This is a genomic window from Actinomadura meridiana (genome assembly GCF_039537545.1).
GTDB classification, from domain to species: Bacteria; Actinomycetota; Actinomycetes; order Streptosporangiales; family Streptosporangiaceae; genus Spirillospora; species Spirillospora meridiana.
Genome location: NZ_BAABAS010000016.1, coordinates 66648 through 90342, shown reverse-complemented (window position 1 = coordinate 90342; position 23695 = coordinate 66648). Strand labels below are relative to the sequence as shown.

The window sequence follows — 23695 nt, the reverse complement described above, 5'->3', positions numbered from 1 at the left end:
GAGAGCGCCCGGTCCGCGGTCACGGCCGGGGAGTGGATCAGGCGTCCGTCGGAACCTTGATCTCCCCACTGATGATCTTGGCCTTCAGCTCGTCGAGCCTGGCCTTGATGTCGTCGATCTTCCCGCCGGACGTCGCGTAGCCGACGCCGTCGTTCTGGAGGTTGTACTTCGTGGTCCCCGCCTTGAAGGTGCCCTTGGCGACGCTCTCGACGAAGTCGTACACGGCGAGGTCGACGTGCTTGACCATCGAGGTGAGGATCTGCTCCTTCACCCCGGCGACGGCGGGCTGGTTGTACTGGTCGGAGTCGACGCCGATGGCCCACTTGCCCGCCTGGCCGACGGTCTTGATCACGCCGATCCCGGCGCCGCCCGCGGCGTGGAAGATGACGTCGGCGTCCTGGTCGAGCTTGCCCTTGGCGGCCTCGATGCCGAGCCCGGTGTCCTTGAAGCCGTTGAAGTTCGGCGGCTCCGTCAGGTACTTGGCGGGCAGCACCTTGATGCCCGGCTTGGCCGCCTTCGCCCCGGCCTGGTAGCCCGCGAAGAACTTGTGGATCAGCGGGATGTTGACGCCGCCGATGAACCCGATCGTGCCCGTCTTGGACTTCAGCGCGGCGGCCGCGCCGACGAGGTAGGACCCCTGCTCCTCGGAGAAGCAGGCGCCGCTGACGTTGGGGCCCTCGACCTTGCACTGGTCGGCGTCCACGACGAGGAACTTGGTGTTCGGGAAGTCCTTGGCGACCTTGATGAGGGACGCGGTGTAGGCGAACCCGACCCCGATGACCGGGTTGTAGCCCTTGTTGGCCATCAGCCGCAGCCGCGACTCCTTGTCGGCGTCCGGCTCGTCCGGCTTGGCGGAGATCTCCTCGGTCTGGACCTTGAGGTCCTTCTTGGCCCGGTCGAGCCCGGCGGCGGCCGAGTCGTTGAACGACTGGTCGCCGCGCCCGCCGATGTCGAAGGCCAGCCCGATCTTGAGGGTCTTCTTGCCCTCGTCGCCACCGTCGCCGGAGTCGGCCTTCTTGCCACCGCAGGCGGACGCGCCGAGCGTCAGCGCCGCACCCGTCACGGTGACGAGCGAAATCTTCAGTCCACGGCGCAACGTAGCGCTCCTTCCGTGCCCACCCGCAGCGGGTGGCCGGTCCGGTCACCGAAATCGATCGGACGCTACATCGCGAACGAGAACAAACCTCCTGCGTGCACCGATTCGCAACAGGTCCGTTACCATCGCGTAGACATCCCGCCATGGAGCGACACGGGGGATCAGCACCGCAGGTCAGCAGGGCGAACCGGGGCATCCCCGGACGTCCCGAAAGGGCGCGGAACCGGCGTACCGGGTCCGCGCCGAAACCACCCCAGGTCTACGCCAGGGCCGCGCCCTCGATCGGCTCGGTGTCGCCGGGACGGCCGCCCTCCCACAGCGCGGTCAGCGCGGTCGCGCTCAGCACCCGCACGCCGACGGCGATGCAGCTCTCGTCGACGTCGAAGTCGCCCCGGTGCAGGTCGTACTCGCCGGGCGAACCGGGGGTCCGCACGCCGAGCCTGGCCAGCGCGCCGGGGATCGACTCCAGGTACCAGCCGAAGTCCTCGCCGCCGAGGCTCTGCGGGGTGGGCACCACGCCCTCCTCGTCCAGGACCTGCGCGGCGGCGTCCCGGAACATCTGCACGCTGGTCGCCTCGTTCACGGTCGGCGGGACGCCCCGGACGTACTCCAGCGACGCCTCCACGTCGTAGGCGGCGGCCACCGACTGGAGCAGCGCCTTCATCATCTCGGGGGCGCGGTGCCAGGCGTCGTCGTCCAGGCAGCGGACGGTCCCCTCCGCGATCCCGTCGTCGGGGATGGCGTTGGCGACGGAACCGGCCGACACCCGTCCCCACACCAGCGACAGGCTGGAACGCGGGTCGACCCGCCGCGACAGCGCCGACGGCAGCTCCGTGACGATCTTGGCGAGCGCGTAGACGAGGTCGGCGGTCAGATGCGGCCGGGCGGTGTGCCCGCCGGGCCCGGTGACCTTCACGTACACCTTGTCGCACGCGGCGGTGATCGGACCGGTGCGCAGGCCCAGCTCGCCGACCTCGATGCGCGGGTCGCAGTGCAGCGCGAACGCCCGGTCGACGCCCGCGATGCCGCCCGCCGCCATCACGTCCAGCGCCCCGCCCGGGGTCTCCTCGGCGGGCTGGAACAGCAGCCTGACCCGGCCGGGCAGCAGCCCCGCCTCCGCCTGCTGCGCGAGGAACAGGCCCGCGCCGAGGACGATCGAGGTGTGCGCGTCGTGGCCGCAGGCGTGCGCGACGCCCGGCACCGTCGACCGGTACGGGACGCCCTCCTTCTCGTCCTGCAACGGGAGCGCGTCGATGTCGGCGCGCAGCGCGACCGTGCCGCCGTCGGTGGGCCCCACGTCGCAGAACAGGCCGGTGCCCTTCGGCAGGATCACCGGCTTCAGGCCCGCCGCGCGCAGCCGCTCGGCGATCTTCCTGGTGGTGCGGTGCTCGGAGTAGCCCAGCTCGGGATGCATGTGCAGGTCGCGGCGGAACGCGATCAGCTCGTCCTCGTGCGCGGCCAGGAAGGCGTCGAGCTGCGGCTGGAGCACCGCGCCGCCGAGGACCGCCGATCCCGCCGAGGCGGCGCCCGCAGTGGGCACGGCGGGCACGGTAGGCACGGCGGGTGCGGCGGCGGGCACGGTGGGCGTGCCCGGCACGATCTCGCCCGTCACCGGCGGCCGGGCCGGGGGCTCGGGCGGGACCGTCCCGTCGGGGACGTCCTCACCGCCGGGAGTGCCCCCCGCCGTTGGCGGCATCGCCTCGGCACGGCCCGCGGTACTCGCGGGCCCCGGGGGGTTGGGTGGTTCAAGGCCGGGCATCACCCCGGGCCCCTGATAGGTCATGTGCGCCCCCTGTACGACGGCGGAGCCGGAGGGTCTCCGCGCTGTGGTGTCGGTCGTGTCCTTCTCGACACTGCCTTCTTCGAGCCCCGCCTCGCGTCGCCGCTCGGGTTCCGGCTCGGGTCCGGTCTCGCGCCGCCGGGACGCCCCACGTCCCACGGCGGCACCGGGTAGATCGCCCGGGACGGCCGGTTCCTCGTCAGGTTCCGGCATGTGCGACCTCCCCCAGTGTGACGAACCTGTCCTCGGCGAGTTCGACGATCGCCGCGTCGACGATGTTCTCCAGCGTCCCGCCGTCCGCGCGGATCGCGCGCTGGCGCTCGTACGGGGCGCCGTACTCCAGGACCTCCCCCGCCACCTTGAGCTCCTCGGCGCAGCCGAGCCGGTCGGCGATCGGCTCCAGCTCCCTGACCAGCTCGTACAGGTCGTCGCGGAGCGGCGCGGTGTTCCCCGAGTCATCGGTGATGACGATGGCGTCGAGCCCGTACCTGGTCGCGCGCCACTTGTTGTCGCGCATCACCCAGGCGGCCGGACGCGGCAGCGTGTAGCCGCGGTCCAACTGCTGCTCGAACAGCGTGACCAGGCTCTGGCACAGCGCCGCCGCCATCCCGACCTCCCGCATGGTGGGGATGCCGTCGAACATGCGGATCTCGACGGTGCCGAAGTCGGGATGCGGGCGGATGTCCCACCAGACTTCCTTGATGCTGCGAATAGTCCCAGAACGCAGCAGGGTGTCCATGTAATCCTCGAAGGCCGCCCAGTCGTCCAGCAGATGGGGCGGTCCGGCGGTCGGCAGCTGACCGAACACCACCGCCCGGCAGGACGCGAGGCCGGTGTCGCTGCCGCTCCAGAACGGGCTGGACGCGGTCAGCGCCAGGAAGTGCGGAAGGTAGGACGAGAGCGCGTTGACGATCGGGATCACCCTGGCGCCGTCCGAGACGCCCACGTGGACGTGGACGCCGAACGTCTGGATGCGCCGCGCCAGCCACTGCATCTCCTCGATCAGCTCGGCGTACCGGCGCATCGGCGCCATGACCGCGTCGCGCCAGTCGCTGATCGGGTGGGTGCCGGTGCAGGCCAGCGCGATGTCGCGCTGGGCGGCGGCGGTCCTGAGGGTGGCGAGGGTCGCGGCGAGGTCGGCCTTGGCCTCGCCGACCGTGTGGCAGATCCCGGTCACGACCTCGACCGTGGACTCCATCAGTTCGTGCCGGATCGGGGGGTTCTGGTCGTTCTCGGTGAGCGACGGCAGCGCGGCGAGCACCTCGCGTGCGTCCTGCCGCAGGTGCCTCGTCCCCGCATCGACGAGTTGGATCTCCCACTCGACGCCGAGCGTCGCCCCGTTCGATGCGTTGAAGTCAATGGCCACGGCCAACCTCCGTCCACAATCCTTGCAGGTCGTTGCGTGGCACGTGGCGCGGTTCAGCCAGCGGGTCCCTAAGCCTGGACAAACGCCGGTCCAGGTCACGTGTTCGCACCATGATGACGTCCGTTCTCGCCGCCCTGCCGGGTCTCCATGCGCTTTGCGGTCCAATTGACTCATGCGGACGGTCGGCGAGCGCGAGGGCGTCCTACCTTTCGGTCATTGCTCGGGTCTGCGGCACCACCCGATCGAACTAGTTAGCCCGTCCAAAATACCGCTGATGACGGACTGTCACCGATAGCGGATGTCCCATAGTGCCCGGGACGTCCCCCCTGCACTCGCCGTCACGTCCGTCCTGTGCTTGCCGCGTTCGCGGTCGGGTACCCCTTCGTCGGGTACGTCGCCTAGTCTTCGGGGGAGTCATGGGCGCCACGCGCATGCGCTGCGGGAGCGATCGCGCTTCCAGGGGAACGAGGAGCGTCGGAAGCTTGCGACCAGTGCGACGAGTGCGGACCGGCGTCCGCCGCGCCCTGACAACGATCACCGTGCCGCTGGTGTCGGCGTCCCTCGCCACCGGACCCGCGCTCCCGGCGGCGGCCAGGCCCACGCCGCGGCCCGTCCCGCCGCGGACGACCGACGCCCCGCCGCAGGCCGCGCCGCCCGCGACCTCGCCCGAGGACACGATCGGCGGCCAGCGGCTCGCCGGACGCGGGATCCTCGTCGACCAGGCCGCGGGCGTCCCCGCCCTGCCGAAGATCAACGCGGCCTCGTACCTGATCGCGGACGCCGACACCGGCGACGTCCTGGCCGCCAAGGACCCGCACGGCCAGTACCTCCCGGCCAGCACGATCAAGACGCTGACCGCGCTCACCCTCGTGCCGAAGCTCGACCCGAACCAGGTCGTCCGGCCCACGCAGCACGCGTGCGACGTCGAGGGCACCAAGGTCGGCCTCACCCCGAAGATGCGCTACAAGATCTCCGACCTGTTCCACGCGATGCTGATGATGTCGGCCAACGACGCCTCGCTGACCCTCGCCGAGGCGTACGGCGGCAAGGGCAAGACCGTCGCCGCCATGAACACCGAGGCCAAGCGGATCAACGCGCTCGACACCCTCGCCGGGTCGCCGAACGGGCTCGACAAGGACCTCGGGCTGAACGTCGGCACCCAGCACACGTCCGCGTACGACCTGGCCCTCATCCTGCGCGAGGGGATGAAGAACCCGGCCTACCGCGCGTACATGCAGGCCATCGACTTCAAGTTCCCGGCGCCGCCCACGAAGAAGGAGCGCAAGAAGGGCAAGAAGGTCGGCGGGTACCCGATCCACACCCACAACCACATGCTGCCGGGCGAGGGCCACGCCTACGCGGGCATGCTCGGCGGCAAGAACGGCTACACGGTCGAGGCCCGGCAGACCTTCGTCGCGCAGGCGCGGCGCGGCGGGCACACCATCGTGATCTCGCTGATGCGCGCCGACGAGCCGCCGTCGGAGTACGCGGCCAAGCTGCTCGACTGGGGTTTCGCGGCGCGCGGCAAGGCCACGCCCGTGGGCGTGCTCGTCGCCCCCGGCACCCCGAAGACCACCAGCAAGGACGCCGACGAGGACGGGATGCTGCCGGACGGGCCGCTCGCGTCCGACGACCGGTCCCGCGCGTGGCTGCTGTTCGGCGGCGGCACGGCGGGCGCGCTGCTGGCCATCGCGGTGCTGTTCGTCGTCCTGCGCCGCAGGCGCCGCCTGGAATCGCTGCGCTACCGCTCCGACGACGCCGGTTCCTGAGCCACCGGTAAAGGTTCGCTCAGAAGGCTCGGGGACCCTGGCCTGGCGGCGTCCACAGGCTTACGCTCGCGGTGGCACCGGCGCCGCGGGAGGAAGCACGCCATGTCCGACACACACGTCTCCTGCGAACATCCGAACACGGCACTGCTGAAGGACGGCTACACGGCCTTCGCCAAGGGCGACATGACGTTGATCCGCGACCTGCTCGCCGAGAACGTCGTGCACCACGTCCCCGGACACGGGCCGCTGAGCGGTGAGTACCGCACCGCCGCGGAGGTCCTCGGCTTCTACGTCCGGCTGTTCGAGCTTTCGGGCGGGACGTTCCGCGCCGAACCGTACGCCGTGATGGCGAACGAGGAGTACGGCGCGGCACTCGTCCAGACCTACGCGGAACGCCCCGGACACCCCGGCCGGGTCCTGGACGGCCGCTCGGTGGACCTGTTCCACATCGAGGACGGAAAGATCACCGAGATCCGCACGCTGGCCGAGGATCAGTACGCCGACGACGCCTTCTGGTCCTGAGTCCACTGCGGGGTCTCGTCCGCCGAGGGCGACTTCTCCGGATTATCGGCATCAGCGGTGAGGACGACGCGCCGAGTGGCCGTCCACGCGGCCACGAACAGCACGAACCGCGACACCAAAACGATCCACACCATCAGCCCGACCAGCACGGCGAACGCTCCGTAGACGGGATTCTCCGTCGTCCGCGCGATCAGCAACGTCGCGGTCTGCTTGAGGATCTCGAAGCCCACCGCACCGAACAGCGCACCCCGAATGATCCGCCGCCAGGGCGCCCGCGTCCCCGAAAGCCGAGTGAACAGCACCAGGAAGATCACGGCGTTGAACGCGACCGCACACGCCAACGCCAACACCCGCAACCCGGTCCCGGCCCCGGTGAAACCGTCCAGCCCGAACCACCCGAGCACGGTATGGGTCGCCGACGTCGTCACCGTGGAAACGGCCATGCCGCAGATCAGAACGATCCCAAGGAACGCCAGCACCCCGATGTTCCACACCCGCTTGACGGCGAAGTTCCCCCCGCCCCCAGGCTCGTTGCCCCACATCTCGCGCAGCGCCTCCCGCAGAACCTGCACCCAGCCCTGCCCGGTGACCAGCAACGCGGCCAGCCCGATGATCCCCACCGCCGTCTTCGACTGAGCGATCTGCTCAACCTGCAACTCGTCCGCCAACCCGGGCAACTGCGAGTTCACAGCCCGCACGAAGTAGTCACGCGCCTCGCCACTGACCCCAACCAAATAACCGAGCAACGAATACGCCAACGCCAGCAACGGAAAGAACGACAAAAACGCATAGCAACTCAGCGCCGCAGCGAGCCGATCCCCCCGTCGCTCCCGATACCGCTCCAACGCCCGTCCCTGGTGATCAACCCACCGCCACCGCTCCCGAGCATTCCGCACCACTTCCTCTCCACGACCCGGCAGCGCCTCCCCCCACCGCCGAACCCTCCCAACCACCGACCACATGCCCGCAAGTTACCCGTAAACCGTCACAACATGCTTACCGTGCATGGCCGAGCAACCGCCCCCAGCCACCGTCACGGGTTGTGCGGCCGGAGGCGCCCCAGCGCCGGAGGTCGCACAACCCGTCGACGCAGGCGACCGCAGCGACGCACAGAAACCGCGACAGGCACGGAAAACCGCAACGTGTCGTGAGGATCGCCTGCGTCGCCGACGGGGGTTCCAGGGGGTCGCCCCCCTGGGCTAGCAGGCGAACAGGAAGTTTTGTTGGGGGCGCCATACGCCGTCTTGGCCGTGTTCGTAGAGGGAGAAGCCCCAGGCGTTGAAGTCCGCTGTGTAGCCCGCCAGTTCCTTGAAGGCTTTGTCCATGACGTCGTCGGGGAGGTGGTGGGCGATGGTGACGTGGGGGTGGTACGGGAACGGAAGCGGGCGGGCCAGGGGGCCTGTCAGAACCCTTGCCTGGACGCGCTCGCAACCACCGATTCCTTCGGCGAGGGCGACGAACACGACCGGGGAGATCGGTCGGAACGTTCCGCTTCCGCGCAACCTGATCTGGAACGGGGCCTCGGTTCGGGCGATTTCCCGCAGGTGCTCCTCGACGGCGCCGAGCGCGGTGCCGTCCACCTCGGTCGGTGGGAGCAGGGTGATGTGGGTCGGGATGGCGTGCGCCATGGGGTCGCCGAACGAGGCGCGCCTGGCCTGGAGGAAGGCGCCGTGCGGGTCCGGGATCGGGATCGCCACGCCGATCGCGCGGATCCCGGACCGGCGCGCGGCGTCGTCTGGTGGACGGTCAGCGACCACGTCCCACGAATCCCACCCGGTCGCGCACGGTGTCCATGGTCCGCGCGGCGACCCTGGACGCGCGTTCGGCGCCCTGCGCGAGGACCCGGTCGAGCTGCTCCTCGTCGTCCAGCAGCTTGAGGGTGCGCTCCCTGATCGGGGTGAAGGTGTCGACGACGAGCTGGGCGAGGTCCTTCTTGAACTGGCCGTAGCCGGAGCCCGCGTAGCGGGTCTCCAGGTCGGGGACGGACGTGCCCTCCAGCGCGGAGTAGATGCGCAGCAGGTTGGTGACGCCCGCCTTCCTCTCCTCGTCGTAGACGACGTCGGAGCCGGGGTCGGTGACCGCGCGCATGATCTTCTTGCGCATCGGGCCCGCCTCCTCCAGCACGTCGATGATCCCCTGCGGGGAGGACGCCGACTTGCTCATCTTGGCGTCCGGCTCCTGGAGGTCGGTGATCTTCGCGGCACCCGGGGGGATGTGGGCCTCGGGCGGGACGAAGGTGTCGCCGAAGCGGTGGTTGAACCGCTGGGCGAGGTCGCGGGTCAGTTCGAGGTGCTGCCGCTGGTCCTCGCCGACGGGGACGCGCAGCGCTCGCTCCTCGTGGGGTTCCGGCGAGTAGAGCAGGATGTCGGCGGCCTGGAGGACCGGGTAGGTGAACAGGCCGACGGTGGTGCCGCCGGTCCCCTGCTTGGACGACTTGTCCTTGAACTGGGTCATGCGTCCGGCCTCGCCGAACCCGGTGATGCAGCCGAGCACCCAGGCCAGTTCGGTGTGTTCCGGGACGTGGCTCTGCACGAACAGGGTGGCGCGGTCGGGGTCGACGCCCATGGCGAGGAGCTGGGCGATGGCGACCTTCGTGCGGCGGCGCAGCGTCGCGGGGTCGTGTTCGACGGTGATGGCGTGCAGGTCGACCACGCAGTAGAAGGCGTCGTGCGTGTCCTGCATCGCGACCCACTGCCGCAACGCGCCCAGGTAGTTGCCGAGGTGGAACGAGTCGGCGGTGGGCTGGATGCCGGACAGGACGCGGGGCTTCACCGCGCCGTTCGTTCCGGACGCTGGTTCGCTGGACGCTTCGGACATGTGCACAGACCGATTCTCTCAGGTGTCGCCCGGCGCTCCGCCGCGGGTGGCGGGGCCGGTGGCCGCCCGCGGGGTGGCGGACGGGGTGGCGGACGGGCTGGTGAGCGCCGCCGTGACGGCCTGCGGCGTCGCCCGCGGTGTGACGCGCACGCGCGCCACCCGGCGACCGTCCATCCTGGCCACCGCGAGGCGGTGCCCGCCCACCTCCACCGAGTCGCCCTCGGCGGGCACGCGGCGCAGCAGCGCCATGATGTGCCCGGCGACGGTCTCGTAGGGCCCGGCGGGGAGCCGGATGCCGGTCTCGGCGGCGAAGTCGTCCAGGTTGAGCAGGCCGTCCACCTCGACCACACCGCCTTGCAGGCGCCGTGCCTGCGCGTCCTGGACATCATATTCGTCGCGGATGTCGCCGATCAGTTCCTCCAGGAGGTCCTCAAGGGTGACGATTCCGGCTACCCCTCCGTACTCATCCATAACGATCGCCAGGTGACAGCCCTCGCGACGCATCTCCGACAGCGCGGGGAGGACCCGTTTCGAGGACGGGAGAAATTTCACCGGACGCACCAAACCGCCCACCTGTCGGTTCCGGGGGGCCTGGGGGGTCGTCCCCCCACAGAGCATTCGGTCGTCCTTTTCGGAGGAGTCGGGGGCGAGCAGGTCGCGGATGTGGACGAAGCCGATCACCTCGTCGTGCGACTCTCGGCAGACCGGGAAGCGCGAGTGGGGGCTGCCGGCGGCGACGCGGGCGGCGGCGGAGAGCGGGAGGGTCGCGTCCAGGAACGCCACCTCGGTGCGGGGGACGAGCACCTCCCGCAGCGGCCGCTCCCCCGCCGCGAACACCTCCTCGATCAGCGCCCGCTCGTCGGCGGTGATCTGGGTGTTCTCGGCCACGAGCGCCCGCATCCGCTCCGCCGTCAGCTCCTCCCGGAGCGCCCGCGGGTCGCCGCCGGACAGCCGCACGACGAGGTCGGTCGACGTCGACAGCAGCCACACCAGCGGGCGCGCCAGCCCCCGTGGTGGCCGGGACGGCGTCCGGTCCATGGGTTCAGCCCTCCCCGTTCGGGGTTGCGGATAGCCTTGAGCGAACCCCGCCGTCACAGAGTCTATTTGTGGAGGTCTGTCCGTGAAGCTGCTCGTCACCGGAGGCGCCGGCTACGTCGGCAGTGTCGTCTCCGCTCTGCTCTTGGAGGCGGGGCACGAGGTCGTCGTGCTGGACGACCTGTCCACCGGCCACGAGGACGCCGTGCCGCAGGGCGCCCGGCTGGTGCGCGGCACGCTGCGGGACACGGCGGCGGACGTCCTGGCCGGGGCGGGCTTCGAGGCCGTCCTGCACTTCGCGGCCAAGTCGCTCGTCGGCGAGTCGGTCGAGAAGCCGGGCCTGTACTGGGACAAGAACCTCGGTGAGTCGCTGGCGCTGCTGGACGCGATGCGGCTGGCGGGCGTCCCCCGGATCGTGTTCTCCTCGACGGCCGCGACGTACGGGGAGCCGGAGTCGACGCCGATCCTGGAGACGGCGCCGACCCGTCCGACGAACCCGTACGGCGCGTCGAAGCTGGCGATCGACACGGCGCTCGCCGAGTACGCGCGGCTGCACGGCCTCGGCGGTGTTTCGCTGCGGTACTTCAACGTGGCGGGCGCGTACGGGCGGCACGGCGAGCGGCACACCGTCGAGACGCACCTGATCCCGAACGTGCTGAAGATCGCGCAGGGGGACGGCGCGGCGGTCAGGATGTTCGGCGACGACTATCCGACGCCCGACGGCACCTGCGTCCGCGACTACATCCATGTGACCGATCTGGGCCGCGCGCATCTCCTCGCGCTGGACGCCTGCGCTCCCGGCACCCACCAGATCTTCAACCTGGGCAGCGGGACGGGCTCGTCCGTCCAGGAGGTCGTGGACGTGTGCCGCGAGGTCACCGGACGCGAGATCCCGGCCGAGGTGGCGCCGCGCCGTGCCGGTGACCCGGCGGTGCTGGTCGCCTCGTCCGAGAAGATCCAGGCTGAGCTGGGCTGGAAGCCGGAGCGCGACCTGCGCACGATGATCGACGACGCCTGGACCTTCCTGCGGTCGCGGTGATCCCCCGGGTGGGGGCCGCGTTCGCCGAGGCGTTCGGGCGGCGGGCGGACGGCGTCTGGTACGCGCCGGGGCGGGTCAACCTGATCGGCGAGCACACCGACTACAACGACGGCCTCGTGCTGCCGTTCGCGTTGCCGCTGGGGGTGTCGGTGGCGGCGGCGCGACGTGACGACGGCGTCATCGAGGTGAGGTCGCGACAGGCCGCCACGGCCGTGACGGCGCCCGTGGACGGTGGTCCGGTGGTCGCGGAGGGCTGGCCGTCCGACCGCGCCTGGGCCGCGTATCCGGTCGGCGTCGCGCGGGTGCTGCGCGAGCACGGGGTGGGGGGCGCGTCGCTGCTCGTCGACTCCGATCTTCCGCGGGGGGCGGGGCTGGCGTCGTCGGCGGCGTTGGAATGCGCGACGGCGCTGGCGTTGTGCGACCTGCACGGCGTGGAAATCGACCGTCCTGGATTGGCACGGCTGGCGCAGCGGGCCGAGAACGAGCATGTCGGCATGCCGAGCGGGCCGATGGACCAGTCGGCGTCGCTGCTGTGCACGGCGGGGCGTGCGCTGATGCTCGACTGCCGTAGCGGGTTGTCGTCGCAGGTCCCGTTCGACCCGGCGTCCGGGGGGCTGACGCTGCTGGTCGTCGACACGCGGGCTCCGCACGCGCTGGCGGACGGCGACTACGCCGCGCGGCGCGCCGAATGCGAGGAGGCCGCGAAGCTGCTCGGCGTGGCCGCGCTCCGCGACATCACCGACCTGCCGGGCGCGCTGGCGACGCTGCGCGACCCGGTGCTACGTCGTCGTGTCCAGCATGTCGTGACCGAGAACCATCGGGTGGAAGCCGTGGTCGGGCTACTGCGGGCGGGGGCCGTCGCTGAACTCGGCGCGCTGCTGAACGCCTCGCATCTGTCGTTGCGCGACCAGTTCGCGGTGTCCTGGCCCGAGGCGGACGCGGCGGTCGACGCCGCGTTGCGAGCGGGTGCGCGCGGCGGACGGATGGTCGGCGGCGGCTTCGGCGGATCGGTGATCCTCCTGGTCGCCGCCGACCGGGTCGGCCGGGTTCGGGACGCGGTCACCGCCGCCTACGCGGGGCGTGGCTGGGCGGAGCCCGGGTTCCACGACGCCGTCCCGTCCGGCGGCGCGCGCCGCGTCACTGTTCCATGGCAGCCGTGATCTCGTCGCGGAGCCGGGCGGCCTCCTCCGCGGGCGAGGTCTCGTCGAGGGTCGTGAACCCGTCCACGGCGGCGGTCGCCTGCCCGGCCGCCTCCTGGAGCCGTCCCATCTGGGCGAAGACACGGGCCTGGTCGTAGGCGACGAGGGCGGTCTCCCAGACGCGGGCGGGCTCGTTGTCCGGCGGCAGGGCCGCCAGTGCGTCGCGGGCCGCGTCCATGGCGGGGACGGCCCGTTCCGCCTCGCCGCTCCACGACAGGCACATCGCGTGGCGGCGGCGGGTGCGGACGACGCCGTACGGGTCGCCGGCCTTCTCGTACGCGGCGGCGGCCTCGGCGAACCGTTCGGCGGCCTGGGCGTCCAGGTCCAGGTTCGACAGGACGTCGCCCGCCTCGTTCAGGAAGTGCGCGACCGCGTCGTGCTGCCCGTCGTTCGCGGCGTCCTCGGCGAGGCCCGTGAACGTCGTGGCGGCGTCCGGCTCCCGCAACTCCTTCTGGGCGTGCGCGAGGATCAGTCGGCACCGCCGCTGCGCGTGGATCTCCTCCGGGTCGGTCAGCGCCGGCAGCGCCTCCTCGGCGGCCTCGGCGGCCTCCAGGTGGCGGCCGGTGCTCATGTAGGCGGAGGCCAGGTCGACGCGCAGGTGGACGGCCTGGTCGAACAGGCCCTCCGCCGTCCAGCCCGCGACGGCCTCGACCAGGTCGGCGGCGGCGTCGGCGGGACGGTCCAGGGCGAGCAGCGCCAGCCCCCGCTCGGAGTGCGCGGCCGCCAGCAGCGGCGACGGGTCCCGCAGCGCGGCGACCACCTCGTCGAGCAGCGGCAGCGCGGCCTCGTCGGGGCCGTCGTCGCGCCGGGCGAGGACCCGGCCGAGCAGCAGCGCTGGCGCGGCGATCTCCTCCGGCTCCCCGGTCGCGCGCACGACCTCCACGGACCGGTGCAGCTCCGCGATCCCGTCGTCGGTCCGGCCGAGCATCAGCAGCGCCTGCCCGCGCCGGAACGCGACCTCCCCGGCCCGGACGGGCGCGTCGGCGGCGTCGACCCGGTCCAGTGCCGCGAGGGCCTCGGCGGGACGGTCCTGCTCGGCGTGCACCGTGGCGAGCCGGATCAGCGCGCCGGTGGCGTCGCCCTCCGTGCCGGGGTCGCCCTCGAAGTAAGCGACGGCCTCGGCGACCTCGTCCAGCCCCCGCTCGTCGCCCAGCCGCGCGCGCATCGTGCCGAGACGGCTCAGCACCCGCTGCCTCCGGACCTCGTCGCCCAGCTCCGCGAACTGCCCCGCCGCCTCCTCCCAGCACGCGACGGCCTTCTCCGGGTCCTCGTCGAGGGCGTGTTCGACGCCCTGCCCGTCCAGGCGGCGGGCCCGCTGGAGCGGCGTCGGCTCCGCCTTCTCGGCGAGGACGTCGAACCGCCGCCACGCGGCCTGCGCGCGGAACACGCTCCGGTCGGTGCGGCGGTCGTCGGCGATGTCCAGGAGCGCGTCGAGATCGTCCTCCGCGAGGTCCTCGGCGGGCGGCGTCGGCGCGGCGGCCGGACGGCGGTGGTGCGCGGCCAGCGGCACGAACTCCACGACCTGCTCGGCCGCGAGCAGCTCCCGCACCAGGTCGCCCTGGTGGGACGTGCCGTTGCGGGCGTCGAACAGGGCCGCCAGCTCCGTCGCGCGCGCGGCCAGTTCGGCGTGCAGTTCGGGCACCGGCACGTCCGCGGCCGGACGGTCGTCGGCGGCGGGCCGCCGGACCGCGAGCGCGCCGTGCCCGGCCGTCGCGAGCCGCTCCAGGACCAGCGCGGCCGCCGCGCAGAACTCCATCTCCGCGTGCACGCTCGGCGCCCGGTCCAGCCAGCCCAGATGCCGCTGGACGATCTCCAGCCCGCGCACCTCGTTGCCGGTGGCCGCGCAGAACGCCAGGTGCTCGGAGATGTCGCTGAGGTCGGCGAGCCGCGCCCGGTGCACCCGGTACGCGCGGCGGTGCGCGTCGGCGGCCTGCTCGGCGCGGCCCGTCCGCAGGTACACCGGCAGCATCGCGGTCTGGATCGACTGCGGCTGCTCGTTGCACGTCAGGGTCGCGTTCAGCACCGGCGCGGCGATCTCGAAGGCCTCCTCGTACCGGCCCGACTCGACCAGATGGCGGGCCATGCCGGTCGGGTCGCAGCCCTCGCAGTCGGACAGGTCGTCGCGTTCGGCCGCGCGCCACTTCGCGTACCAGTCGTCGGCCGAGCCGTCGCCGACGTGCCGGGCCACCACGTTCCGGTAGTGGTACACCGCCTGGAGGCTGTGGCCGCCCGCCCTGTAGCGGCGCTCCATGTCGTCCAGCACCGCGTAGGCCCGGTCGAGCGGGATCTCCGGGAACAGGGTGAGGGAGCTGACGATCGCCTTCATCTGCCAGAGCAGCCCGCGCGTCTCGCCGAACCGGCCGGGGTCGCGGTCGTGGTCGGTCAGCGTCCGGCTGAACGTCGCGAACGCCTTCACGGGCTCGCCGCCGTACCGGTAGGCGTCCGTGAGCCTGACCCGCACGTGGAACGCCAGGACCTCGTCGCCCGCCGCCTCGGCCCGCCGCAGCGCGTCCTCGATCAGGACGGTCTTCGCCTCGCCGTAGGGCAGCTCCTGCGAACGGGTCATCAACTCATAAACGTCGTCCGTACTCATTGGGGAGCCTCCGGGGAATGGACGGCCCACTCCAGCAGGCCGATGAAAGAACGGTTCAGAACGGCCGTGTCGGCGGGCCGGAGCGGATGATGACCGAGCAGAAGCGCCTGCCCGTAGAGCGCCTGGACGGCCACTTCCACGGGCCCGCCGTCGCCGAGCGACATGACACGCCTGGCCAGCGGATTACGGTGGTTCAGAACCAGCTGTGGCCGTTCGGTACCGACGGTGGCGTTGACGGCGCCGAGAACATCGGCCCACAGTCCGTCCGCTTCTTCGCGCGCCCGGGTCAGTTCCTCGCGGAACTGCGCGTCCCGGCCGGTCAGATACAGGGCGGGCAAGGAGACCGGATCGAACTCGCGGACCACGACCTCGCACCCCAGCCGCTCCACCGCCCGCTGCGCCGCCGCCAGGAACGGCCGCAGCGCCAGTTCGGCGCCCGGGTCGACGACGCCGAACGTGGTGGTCAGCTCCGCCGCGTCCAGCCGCGCCAGCCGGAAGTCGGGATCAAGGTCCGGCAGCCGCTCGATGATCTCGGTGTCGTGGACGTAGCCGCCGTTGACGAGCCCGACGCCCTGCGCGCCGGCCACCGCCGACAGTCGCCGGAACTCGTCCACGCTCGCGGTGAACCGCCCGTCCGGGTGGCGGCGGCGGAACTCGCCCAGCGTCATGGGCCCGGCCGACGTCTCGTACTCCAGCCACCGGTCGACGATCCGCAGCATGTCGTCGTCGTGTAGTGCCATCGCCTTCACGCCGAGTTGGTGCAACCGCAGGAAAGCACGGAGCCGCACCGGATCGGTCTCCGACAGCTTCACCAGCCACTGCCGGAGGACGTCGCCAAGCCCCTGCCGCGCGGAGTCGAGCAGTTCGTCTTCGTAAAGGGCCTCACGGCTGGCGGTCGGGCGCAGTTCTCCCGCGTCCACGACACACCGCGCGAAGAACGCCCACTCGGGAAGAAGTCCCTCCACACCTTCGGCCAAAAGCATTCGCTTCAAATACACACGGTGTGAGGCACGCGCAGTGGGCGACACTGCCTGCGGCAGCACAAATGCCACGCCTGTGAGCCCGGCTTCGGGCACGTCCAGATCAATGACGTCGAATGGCGCGAACCCGTAAAGCCGCTCGCAGTACTGCTCAAGCGCCCGGCGGCGTCGCGCCGGATCCGGATGGGACGCCTGCCATGGCGGGCCGTCGCCCGTGATCGGCACCCCGTCCACGATCAGCTCGACGGGGAGCAGCGACCCGTACGTGCGTGCGAGGTCGGCCACGACGGCGGGGCTCAGCAGCTCCCCCGCCCCGGGCCGCGCCCGCAGGCTGACCGTCGTGCCCGGTTCGTCGCGTTCGCCCCGCTCGACCTTGTAGCTGCCTTCGGAACGTCCCGTCCAGCGGACCGCGTCGCCGCCCTTCGCGGACCGGGTCACGACCTCGATCTCGTCCGCGACGAGGAACGCCGACAGCAGGCCGATGCCGAACTGACCGAGGAAGTCGTGGCGGGCGAAGCCCAGCTCGTCCCGCTTGGACGACCGTCCGATCGTCGCCAGCAGGGTGTGCACCTCGCCCTCGGTGAGCCCGACGCCGTCGTCGTGGACGCGCAGCACCCCGCCGCCGGTCTCGATCTCGACCCGTCCGCCCGCACCCCGCGCGGTGATCGCGTCCACCGCGTTCTGCAACAGTTCTCGCAGGTAAACGCGCGGACTCGCGTAAAGATGTCGACTGAGCAGGTCGACCACACCGCGTAGATCAACCTGGAACGCCTGCTCCGCCACGACAACGCCTCCCCGATCACTTCATGGGCGATCACACCCTAGCGACCGATACAGACGCCTTCGGCCCTTTTGCCCGCGTAATCAGTACGGTCTGAACGACCGGTGGACGCGCCGCGAGCGACGGGACCCTGACCAGCGCCGAACGCTTTGACCCCCTCCATGGCAATTGCCGGGTGTAAGGCGATCCAGACACGAGGAGGGTCATGACATCTGATCCGGATGACGCTGAGTTGATCGCCAGGTCGCTCGACGGCGACGCGGACGCCTTCGTCGACGTGGTCCTGCGCCACGAGGTGGCGGTGGGGGCCTACCTCGCCCGGCGGGTCGGCCGAGACCAGGCCGAGGACCTGCTCGGCGAGGTGTGGGTGGCGGCCCTCACGTCCCGGGCGACCTACGATCGCTCGTTCCCCGACGCCCGGCCGTGGCTGTTCGGCGTGGCGCACAACACGCTCCGGCGGCACTGGCGATCCGGCCGCGCCGAGCAGCCGCTCGCCGACGTGACCGACCTCGCGCCCAGCTGGGACCCGTGGACCACCGTGGACGACCGCGTCGCGGCCGAGCCCGTCCTGCGGCGCGCTCTGGCCCAGCTCAAACCACAGCAGCGAGAAATCGTGACCCTCATCGCCTGGGAGGACCTGACCGTCGCCGACGCGGGACGAGCCATCGGCATACCCCCGGGCACGGCACGCCGCCTACTGCACGAGGCGCGCACGGCACTACGGAGCGCCTCCGGCATGGCCGCACTGCTCACCGACCACACCATGATGAAAGAGGCCAAGTGATGACGGATGAGATGGACCTGCTGACGAACCTGCGCGACACCGAACCGGTGCGGCCGCACGCCTACGAGGAGGCCAGGGGAGCATTGCGCGCGGCGATGGCCACGCAAGCCGTCCCGGAGCCGAGGACCGTGCGCGGCCGCCAGGCCAGGTGGGGCGCCCGCCGCAAGGTGGGCATCGGCGCCGTCGCCCTGGTCGCCGCGTCCGCCGCGACGGCGCTGGCCGTCACGTCCATCGCACCGTCCGGCGGGACCTCCGCACAGCCGGGAACGGTGACGGTCACGGCCACGGCGAACCCGATCCTGACCCAACTGGTGGCGGACATCTCGCCCCTGAAGCCCGACGCGAAGGGCAACGCGACGCTGACCGTCCGCAACAAGTCGCGGACCAGCGACCAGATCACCGACTGGGGCATCGACCTGCGCACCGACAGCGGCACCTATTACTGGGGCGTCGAGAAGAGCAGCCTGCGCAAGGCCGTCGCCGAGAAGCGCGGCGGTGACGACCACTACAAGCGCAACATCGCGATCGCGCGCTACGCCTTGAAGGGCGACATGGACACCGCACGCGCACGGATGTCCGTCGCCCACCTCCTCCCTGGTTCACCGCCGGAGGACGGCACCCTGACCCCGGACGACGTCCGGATTCTGAAGGAGAAGGCCAAGGCCGCAGGCAAGAAGTACGTGTCGCCGAAGCCGAAGACTCCTGCCGAGAAGAAGGAGATCATCGACAACCGCATCTGGATGAACACCGCCGACGCGCTGGTCGCCGCGCCGGGTGACCCGCAGGTCCGCGCCGGTGCGCTCCGCATCCTGGCGACGATGCCGAATGTCAAGGTCGCCAAGACCACCACGGCCGGTCGTCCCACGCTCACCCTGACCGACCGCTGGACGATTGGAGCCGACAGCGTCGAGAAGCTGGTCATCGACGCCCGCACCGGCCAGCCGATCTCAATGTTCAGCGGCGGCTCTGACATGAAGTCCGTCACCATCTACTACCACAACACCCGGGTGAAAATCGCCGACATCGCGACCGGCAAATTCTGACCCACCGCCACGACCATGAAGTGCCGCCCGGACACCGGGCGGCCCTTCATGCATGGCGGACTTGTCGACCACGGGAGGGGTCCCCGTCCGACGTCTCTACGATATTCGCCGAAACAAGAGACGGAGGCAGCGGATGAACATGCAGACGGCGATCAGGCAGGGGTTCCGCCAAACGTTCAACTGGCACGGCCGCGCCGCACGCTCGGAGTTCTGGTGGTTCGTGTTGTTCGCCTATCTCTCCCCGGTTGCCTTCTTCTTTATCGCATTGTTTCCACAAGCGTCATTACTGGCGCTGTTGCCCATGCTTCTCATCCTGCCGCTCCTGAGCCTCGCGGCGCGGAGGCTGCACGACAGCGACCACTCGGCAGCCTGGATGCTCTTCCACTTCGTGCCACTTTTCGGCACCATCACCATGCTCGTCTTCTACTGCCTTCCCGGCACTTTTGGACCGAACAGATACGGTGTCCCGAGCGATCCCGGAGGATTGTGCAAGCTTTACCAAGAGCGCGCACGGGTTTACCGCATCACGGGCCAGGTGTATCTCGCCACCGGCTCCACCGCTCTCGGCGTGGTGTTCGGCAAGGAAGCCGGGAAGGACATCCGGGGCGGCTTGGCCCGGCTGGCCGAGCAGCGTCAGATCATGGGCGAACAGGCCTTCCGCCAATGCCTCCATGACCTCCTCTACTGGCAGGGCGTCGAGGAAATCATGGCAGTGCTGGACGAGTCGTATCCGCCCCCCGACTCGTTCGGCGGAGTAAGCCTGGACAAGTGAATCTCCCGACGTCGGCCTGCTGCTCAGCTGGGGGTGGCGAAGTGGTTGGTGGCGGTGATGAGTGCGTGGGTCATGTCGGTGTGGCCTGCGCCGTGTCCGGCTCGGTCGATGAGGGTGAGTCTCGCGTCGGGCCAGGCTTGGGCGAGTTTCCAGGCGATGTCGGGTGGGCCGCTGATGTCGAGCCTTCCGTGGATCAGTTCGCCGGGGATTCCGGCGAGCTCGGTGGCTTCGCGGACAAGGATTCCCTCGTCGAGCCAGGCGGCGTGGCGCCAGTAGTGGGTGACGAGGCGGGCGAAGACCAGCCGGAAGGTGGGGTCTTGGTAGCGGGGGGAAGGTTTGTGGTCCGGGTCGGTGGCGACGTGGGTGTCCTCCCATGTGCACCAGTCGAGAGCGGCCTTTTCCCGGACGGTCGGGTCGGGATTCTCGAGAAGCCGGCTGTAGGCGTCCGCCAGGTTGCCGTAGCGGTCGGGTTCGGGGACGCCGTCGCGGAAGCGCGCCCATTCGGCCGGGAAGATTCGCCCCATGTCACGGGTGACCCACTCGATCTCGCGGCGGGTGGTGGTGACGACGCTGAACAGCACGATCTGCGAGACGTGTTCGGGATGGGCTTGGGCGTAGGCCAGGCCGAGGGTGGAACCCCAGGAGCCCCCGAAGATCAGCCAGCGATCTATGTGCAGGTGGCGGCGTAGGCGTTCGATGTCGGCCAGGAGATGGTGCGTGGTGTTGGTCGTCAGGTGGACGGCCGGGTCGGCGGCGTGTGGCGTGCTGCGACCGCAGCCGCGTTGGTCGAACAGTACGATCCGATAGAGGTCGGGATCAAAGTACCGGCGCCAGCCCGGCGTGCATCCCGATCCCGGCCCGCCGTGCAGGACGACCGCGGGTTTCCCATGCGGGTTACCGCAGGTCTCCCAATAGATGAGATGGCCGTCACCGACGTCGAGCATGCCGTGGTCATACGGTTCTGTCTCCGGATAGAGGCGCCCCACTCGTCCTCCATTCTTCGATGCTGGCCGCGGGTGGTTGGGGGTGTGGAAATAGGACGAGCCCCGGGCCTTGGGGCCGGGGCTCGTCCTGGGGGTCGGTCAGATCAGGCCGAGTTTGCGAACGGCCTCGCGCTCCTCGGAGAGTTCCGTGACGGAGGCGTTGATTCGGGTGCGGGAGAAGTCGTTGATTTCCAGGCCCTGGACGATTTCCCACTTGCCGTTCTTCGTGGTGACCGGGAAGGACGAGATGAGGCCCTCGGGGACGTCGTAGGAGCCGTCCGAGACGACGGCCATGGACGTCCAGTCGTCGGGGGCGGTGCCGTTCACCCAGAGGTTCACGTGGTCGATCGCGGCGGAGGCCGCCGAGGCCGCGGAGGAGGCGCCGCGTGCCTCGATGATGGCGGCGCCGCGCTTGGCGACCGTGGGGATGAAGTCGTTCTCCAGCCAGTCCTGGTCGTTGACCGTCTCGGCGGCGTTCTTGCCGGAGACCTCCGCGTGGAAGATGTCCGGGTACTGGGTGGCGGAGTGGTTGCCCCAGATCGTCACCTTGCGCAGGTCCGCGACCGGGACGCCCGACTTCTTGGAGAGTTGGGCGAGGGCGCGGTTGTGGTCGAGGCGCGTCATCGCGGTGAAGCGGTCGGCCGGGACGTCGGGCGCGTGCTGTTGGGCGATGAGGGCGTTGGTGTTGGCGGGGTTGCCGACGACCAGGACCTTCACGTCGTCCGCCGCGCCCGCGTTGATGGCCTCGCCCTGCGGCTTGAAGATGCCGCCGTTGGCCTCCAGCAGGTCGCCGCGCTCCATGCCCTTCGTGCGGGGACGGGCGCCGACGAGCAGCGCGATGTTCGTTCCGTCGAACGCCCTGGTCGCGTCGTCGAGGATGTCGATGCCGGACACCAGCGGGAACGCGCCGTCGTCCAGTTCCATCGCGGTGCCCTCGGCGGCCTTCACGGCCTGTGGAATCTCCAGCAGTCGCAGGCGTACGGGGACGTCCGCGCCGAGGAGCTGACCGGACGCGATGCGGAACAGGAGCGCGTAGCCGATCTGGCCCGCGGCGCCGGTGACGGTAACGGTGACTGGGGTGCGCGTCATTGCCTTCTTCTTCTCTCCTGCTGATGTGTCCTGAGCCCGCCAGCCCGCCGCCGCGCGGGTTCTCTCGCTATCGAGATATTCCGGGTTCAGGCTATCGCGCGCCCCCTACCCGCCACGCGGCAGGTACGCCACCCGGCATGGCTCGAACAAAGATTGAGGCCGCCCCGGACGATCCCGGGGCGGCCTTCAATCCGTGGAGGGCGGCTAGCCGACCTTCTTCTGGAGGTTGGTGTCGAGGGCCTCCAGGAAACCCTGGGTGGTGAGGTACGGCGTCGAGTCGCCGACGAGCAGCGCCAGGTCCTTGGTCATCTGGCCGGACTCGACGGTCTCGACGCACACCTGCTCCAGCTGGCGGGCGAAGTTCACGACCTCGGGCTGGGAGTCGAGCTTGCCGCGGTGGTCGAGGCCACGGGTCCAGGCGAAGATGGACGCGATCGGGTTCGTCGACGTCGGCTTGCCCTGCTGGTGCTGGCGGTAGTGGCGGGTGACCGTGCCGTGCGCCGCCTCGGCCTCGACGGTCTTGCCGTCAGGCGTCATCAGGACGGACGTCATGAGCCCGAGGGAGCCGAAGCCCTGCGCGAGGGTGTCGGACTGGACGTCGCCGTCGTAGTTCTTGGCGGCCCAGACGAACCCGCCCTCCCACTTGAGCGCGGCGGCGACCATGTCGTCGATGAGGCGGTGCTCGTAGGTGAGGCCCCTGGACTCGAACTCGGCCTTGAACTCGGTCTCGTAGATCTCCTGGAAGAGGTCCTTGAACCGGCCGTCGTACGCCTTGAGGATCGTGTTCTTCGTCGACATGTACAGCGGCATCTCGCGGTTGAGCGCGTACCGCATGCTCGTCCGGGCGAAGTCACGGATCGAGTCGTCGTAGTTGTACATGCCCATCGCGACGCCGCCGCCGGGGAAGTCGGCGATCTCGAACTCCATCGGCTCGTCACCGTTGGCGGGCGTGTAGGTGATCGTCACCTTGCCCGGGCCGGGAACGACGAAATCGGTGGCCTTGTACTGGTCGCCGTGGGCGTGGCGGCCGATGATGATCGGCTTCGTCCAACCGGGGACCAACCGGGGGATGTTGGACGCGATGATCGGCTCACGGAAGATCACGCCGCCGAGGATGTTGCGGATCGTCCCGTTCGGGGAGCGCCACATCTTCTTCAGGCCGAACTCCTCGACGCGCGCCTCGTCGGGGGTGATGGTGGCGCACTTCACGCCGACGCCGTGCTCCTGGATGGCCTTGGCGGCGTCGACGGTGACCTGGTCGTCCGTGGCGTCGCGGTGCTCGATGCCCAGGTCGTAGTACTTCAGGTCGACATCGAGGTAGGGCAGGATCAACTGGTCCTTGATGAATTTCCAGATGATCCGCGTCATTTCGTCGCCGTCGAGCTCGACGACCGGGCCCGCTACTTTGATCTTGGGCATGCTGGTGCTGTCCCTTTCCTACACCTGGCGAGCTGAAAGACACCTTGTAAGGCTCAACTGGCTAGGCTAGCCGAGGGCCCCGTGAGGTCTAGACCTGCCCTGGGCCGGGCGGGTCACCGTCCCGGCGGCCGGTGACCAGCAGCCGCGTACCGCGCGCCACCAGCGCCAACAGGATCAGCACGCCGAAGGCGCCCGCGAGGGCGAGGCCCGGTTTGTTCATCGGCGGGACGCTCAGCGAGACGAACGCGACCATCTCGCCGAGGATCACGAGCGTCCAGCAGTCGATGGAGCGGCTGCGGACGGCGAGCGGCCCGAGCTGCGATTCCGGCAGCAGGAGCCGGGCGAGCGCGCCGAGCAGCAGCGCGGCGGCCATCAGGCCCGAGCCCTTGCGGAAGTAGTTGAAGGCGCACAGCGTGAGCCCGGCGCCGACGCCGCTGAGCACGAGCAGGTACGGAAGCTGCGCCAGCCAGTGCGGCGCGGCGGCCCTGCGGCGCGGCGCCCTGCGCCTGCGCCGACGCACCTGGGTGCTCATGGCCCTCACGGTATCCGGAATCCGTTCCGGGCACGACATCGTCCCACCGTGGGACGGACGGGACACCAGTGATGCCGGAGAGGCCGGAATCCCCTG

20 protein-coding genes are annotated in these 23695 nt (G+C 70.4%); 7 read left to right on the top strand and 13 right to left on the bottom strand.

All coding sequences use genetic code 11. From position 1 onward, the window contains the following. Positions 1-37: 37 nt before the first annotated feature. The 3 genes from ABD808_RS23815 to ABD808_RS23805 all read right to left on the bottom strand — a co-directional run bounded on the left by ABD808_RS23815 (position 38) and on the right by ABD808_RS23805 (position 4242). Complete coding sequence (locus ABD808_RS23815) at positions 38-1096, bottom strand: BMP family lipoprotein (RefSeq protein WP_344900348.1); 1059 nt, start codon at positions 1094-1096, stop codon at positions 38-40. A gap of 259 nt (positions 1097-1355) precedes the next feature. Further along, positions 1356-2636 (bottom strand): M20 family metallopeptidase, encoded by a 1281-nt coding sequence (locus ABD808_RS23810; RefSeq protein WP_425548971.1) that lies wholly within the window; start codon positions 2634-2636, stop codon positions 1356-1358. A gap of 439 nt (positions 2637-3075) precedes the next feature. Further along, positions 3076-4242: a glutamate--cysteine ligase gene (locus ABD808_RS23805; RefSeq protein WP_344900346.1), complete on the bottom strand. Its 1167-nt coding sequence runs from the start codon at positions 4240-4242 to the stop codon at positions 3076-3078. Positions 4243-4733: 491 nt separating this feature from the next. Between ABD808_RS23805 and ABD808_RS23800 the strand changes: the two genes are divergently transcribed. Continuing rightward, complete coding sequence (locus tag ABD808_RS23800) at positions 4734-6011, top strand: D-alanyl-D-alanine carboxypeptidase family protein (protein ID WP_344900344.1); 1278 nt, start codon at positions 4734-4736, stop codon at positions 6009-6011. A gap of 102 nt (positions 6012-6113) precedes the next feature. Next, on the top strand, positions 6114-6533 hold the full coding sequence (locus ABD808_RS23795) for a nuclear transport factor 2 family protein (RefSeq protein WP_344900342.1): 420 nt from the start codon (positions 6114-6116) through the stop codon (positions 6531-6533). Here the strand turns inward: ABD808_RS23795 and ABD808_RS23790 are convergent. From ABD808_RS23790 to ABD808_RS23775, 4 genes are all read right to left on the bottom strand, one after another. Beyond that, positions 6503-7495: a YihY/virulence factor BrkB family protein gene (locus ABD808_RS23790; RefSeq protein WP_344900340.1), complete on the bottom strand. Its 993-nt coding sequence runs from the start codon at positions 7493-7495 to the stop codon at positions 6503-6505. The genes ABD808_RS23795 and ABD808_RS23790 overlap by 31 nt on opposite strands. A gap of 237 nt (positions 7496-7732) precedes the next feature. Next, positions 7733-8290 (bottom strand): 2'-5' RNA ligase family protein, encoded by a 558-nt coding sequence (locus tag ABD808_RS23785; RefSeq protein ID WP_344900338.1) that lies wholly within the window; start codon positions 8288-8290, stop codon positions 7733-7735. Further along, positions 8280-9350 (bottom strand): tryptophan--tRNA ligase, encoded by a 1071-nt coding sequence (trpS, locus tag ABD808_RS23780; RefSeq protein ID WP_344900498.1) that lies wholly within the window; start codon positions 9348-9350, stop codon positions 8280-8282. Before trpS ends, ABD808_RS23785 begins: the two co-directional genes overlap by 11 nt. Positions 9351-9368: 18 nt before the next feature. Beyond that, on the bottom strand, positions 9369-10388 hold the full coding sequence (locus ABD808_RS23775; protein ID WP_344900336.1) for a hemolysin family protein: 1020 nt from the start codon (positions 10386-10388) through the stop codon (positions 9369-9371). Positions 10389-10470: 82 nt separating this feature from the next. Here ABD808_RS23775 and galE point away from each other — a divergent pair, with 82 nt between their 5' ends. Then, entirely contained in the window at positions 10471-11424 is a 954-nt protein-coding gene (gene galE / locus ABD808_RS23770; protein WP_344900334.1) for a UDP-glucose 4-epimerase GalE, read from the top strand. Continuing rightward, positions 11424-12584, top strand: coding sequence for a galactokinase (galK, locus tag ABD808_RS23765; protein WP_344900496.1), 1161 nt, complete (start codon positions 11424-11426; stop codon positions 12582-12584). Before galE ends, galK begins: the two co-directional genes overlap by 1 nt. Here galK and ABD808_RS23760 read toward each other — a convergent pair. Further along, entirely contained in the window at positions 12562-15216 is a 2655-nt protein-coding gene (locus ABD808_RS23760; RefSeq protein WP_344900332.1) for a hypothetical protein, read from the bottom strand. The two genes, galK and ABD808_RS23760, sit on opposite strands and share 23 nt — an antisense overlap. Continuing rightward, positions 15213-16979 carry an HSP90 family protein gene (locus tag ABD808_RS23755; RefSeq protein WP_344900330.1) on the bottom strand — a complete coding sequence of 589 codons (1767 nt, stop codon included), beginning with the start codon at positions 16977-16979 and terminating at the stop codon, positions 15213-15215. The genes ABD808_RS23760 and ABD808_RS23755 overlap by 4 nt, the downstream gene beginning before the upstream one ends. A 203-nt stretch (positions 16980-17182) precedes the next feature. Here ABD808_RS23755 and ABD808_RS23750 point away from each other — a divergent pair, with 203 nt between their 5' ends. From ABD808_RS23750 to ABD808_RS23740, 3 genes are all read left to right on the top strand, one after another. Further along, a complete protein-coding gene (locus ABD808_RS23750) occupies positions 17183-17761 on the top strand; it encodes an RNA polymerase sigma factor (protein ID WP_344900328.1) in 579 nt (192 codons plus the stop codon). Then, entirely contained in the window at positions 17761-18804 is a 1044-nt protein-coding gene (locus tag ABD808_RS23745; protein ID WP_344900326.1) for a hypothetical protein, read from the top strand. Before ABD808_RS23750 ends, ABD808_RS23745 begins: the two co-directional genes overlap by 1 nt. A gap of 133 nt (positions 18805-18937) precedes the next feature. Further along, positions 18938-19576: a DUF805 domain-containing protein gene (locus ABD808_RS23740; protein WP_344900324.1), complete on the top strand. Its 639-nt coding sequence runs from the start codon at positions 18938-18940 to the stop codon at positions 19574-19576. Between the two features lie 23 nt (positions 19577-19599). On the opposite strand, the gene pip is transcribed toward ABD808_RS23740, so the two are convergent. The 4 genes from pip to ABD808_RS23720 form a co-directional block, all read right to left on the bottom strand. Next, positions 19600-20562, bottom strand: a complete 963-nt coding sequence (gene pip, locus ABD808_RS23735; RefSeq protein WP_344900322.1) for a prolyl aminopeptidase — start codon at positions 20560-20562, stop codon at positions 19600-19602. A gap of 96 nt (positions 20563-20658) precedes the next feature. Next, positions 20659-21648, bottom strand: coding sequence for a malate dehydrogenase (locus ABD808_RS23730; RefSeq protein ID WP_344900320.1), 990 nt, complete (start codon positions 21646-21648; stop codon positions 20659-20661). Positions 21649-21852: 204 nt separating this feature from the next. Then, positions 21853-23067 carry an NADP-dependent isocitrate dehydrogenase gene (locus ABD808_RS23725; protein ID WP_344900318.1) on the bottom strand — a complete coding sequence of 405 codons (1215 nt, stop codon included), beginning with the start codon at positions 23065-23067 and terminating at the stop codon, positions 21853-21855. A gap of 88 nt (positions 23068-23155) precedes the next feature. After that, on the bottom strand, positions 23156-23599 hold the full coding sequence (locus ABD808_RS23720; RefSeq protein ID WP_344900316.1) for a DUF3017 domain-containing protein: 444 nt from the start codon (positions 23597-23599) through the stop codon (positions 23156-23158). Positions 23600-23695: the final 96 nt, after the last annotated feature.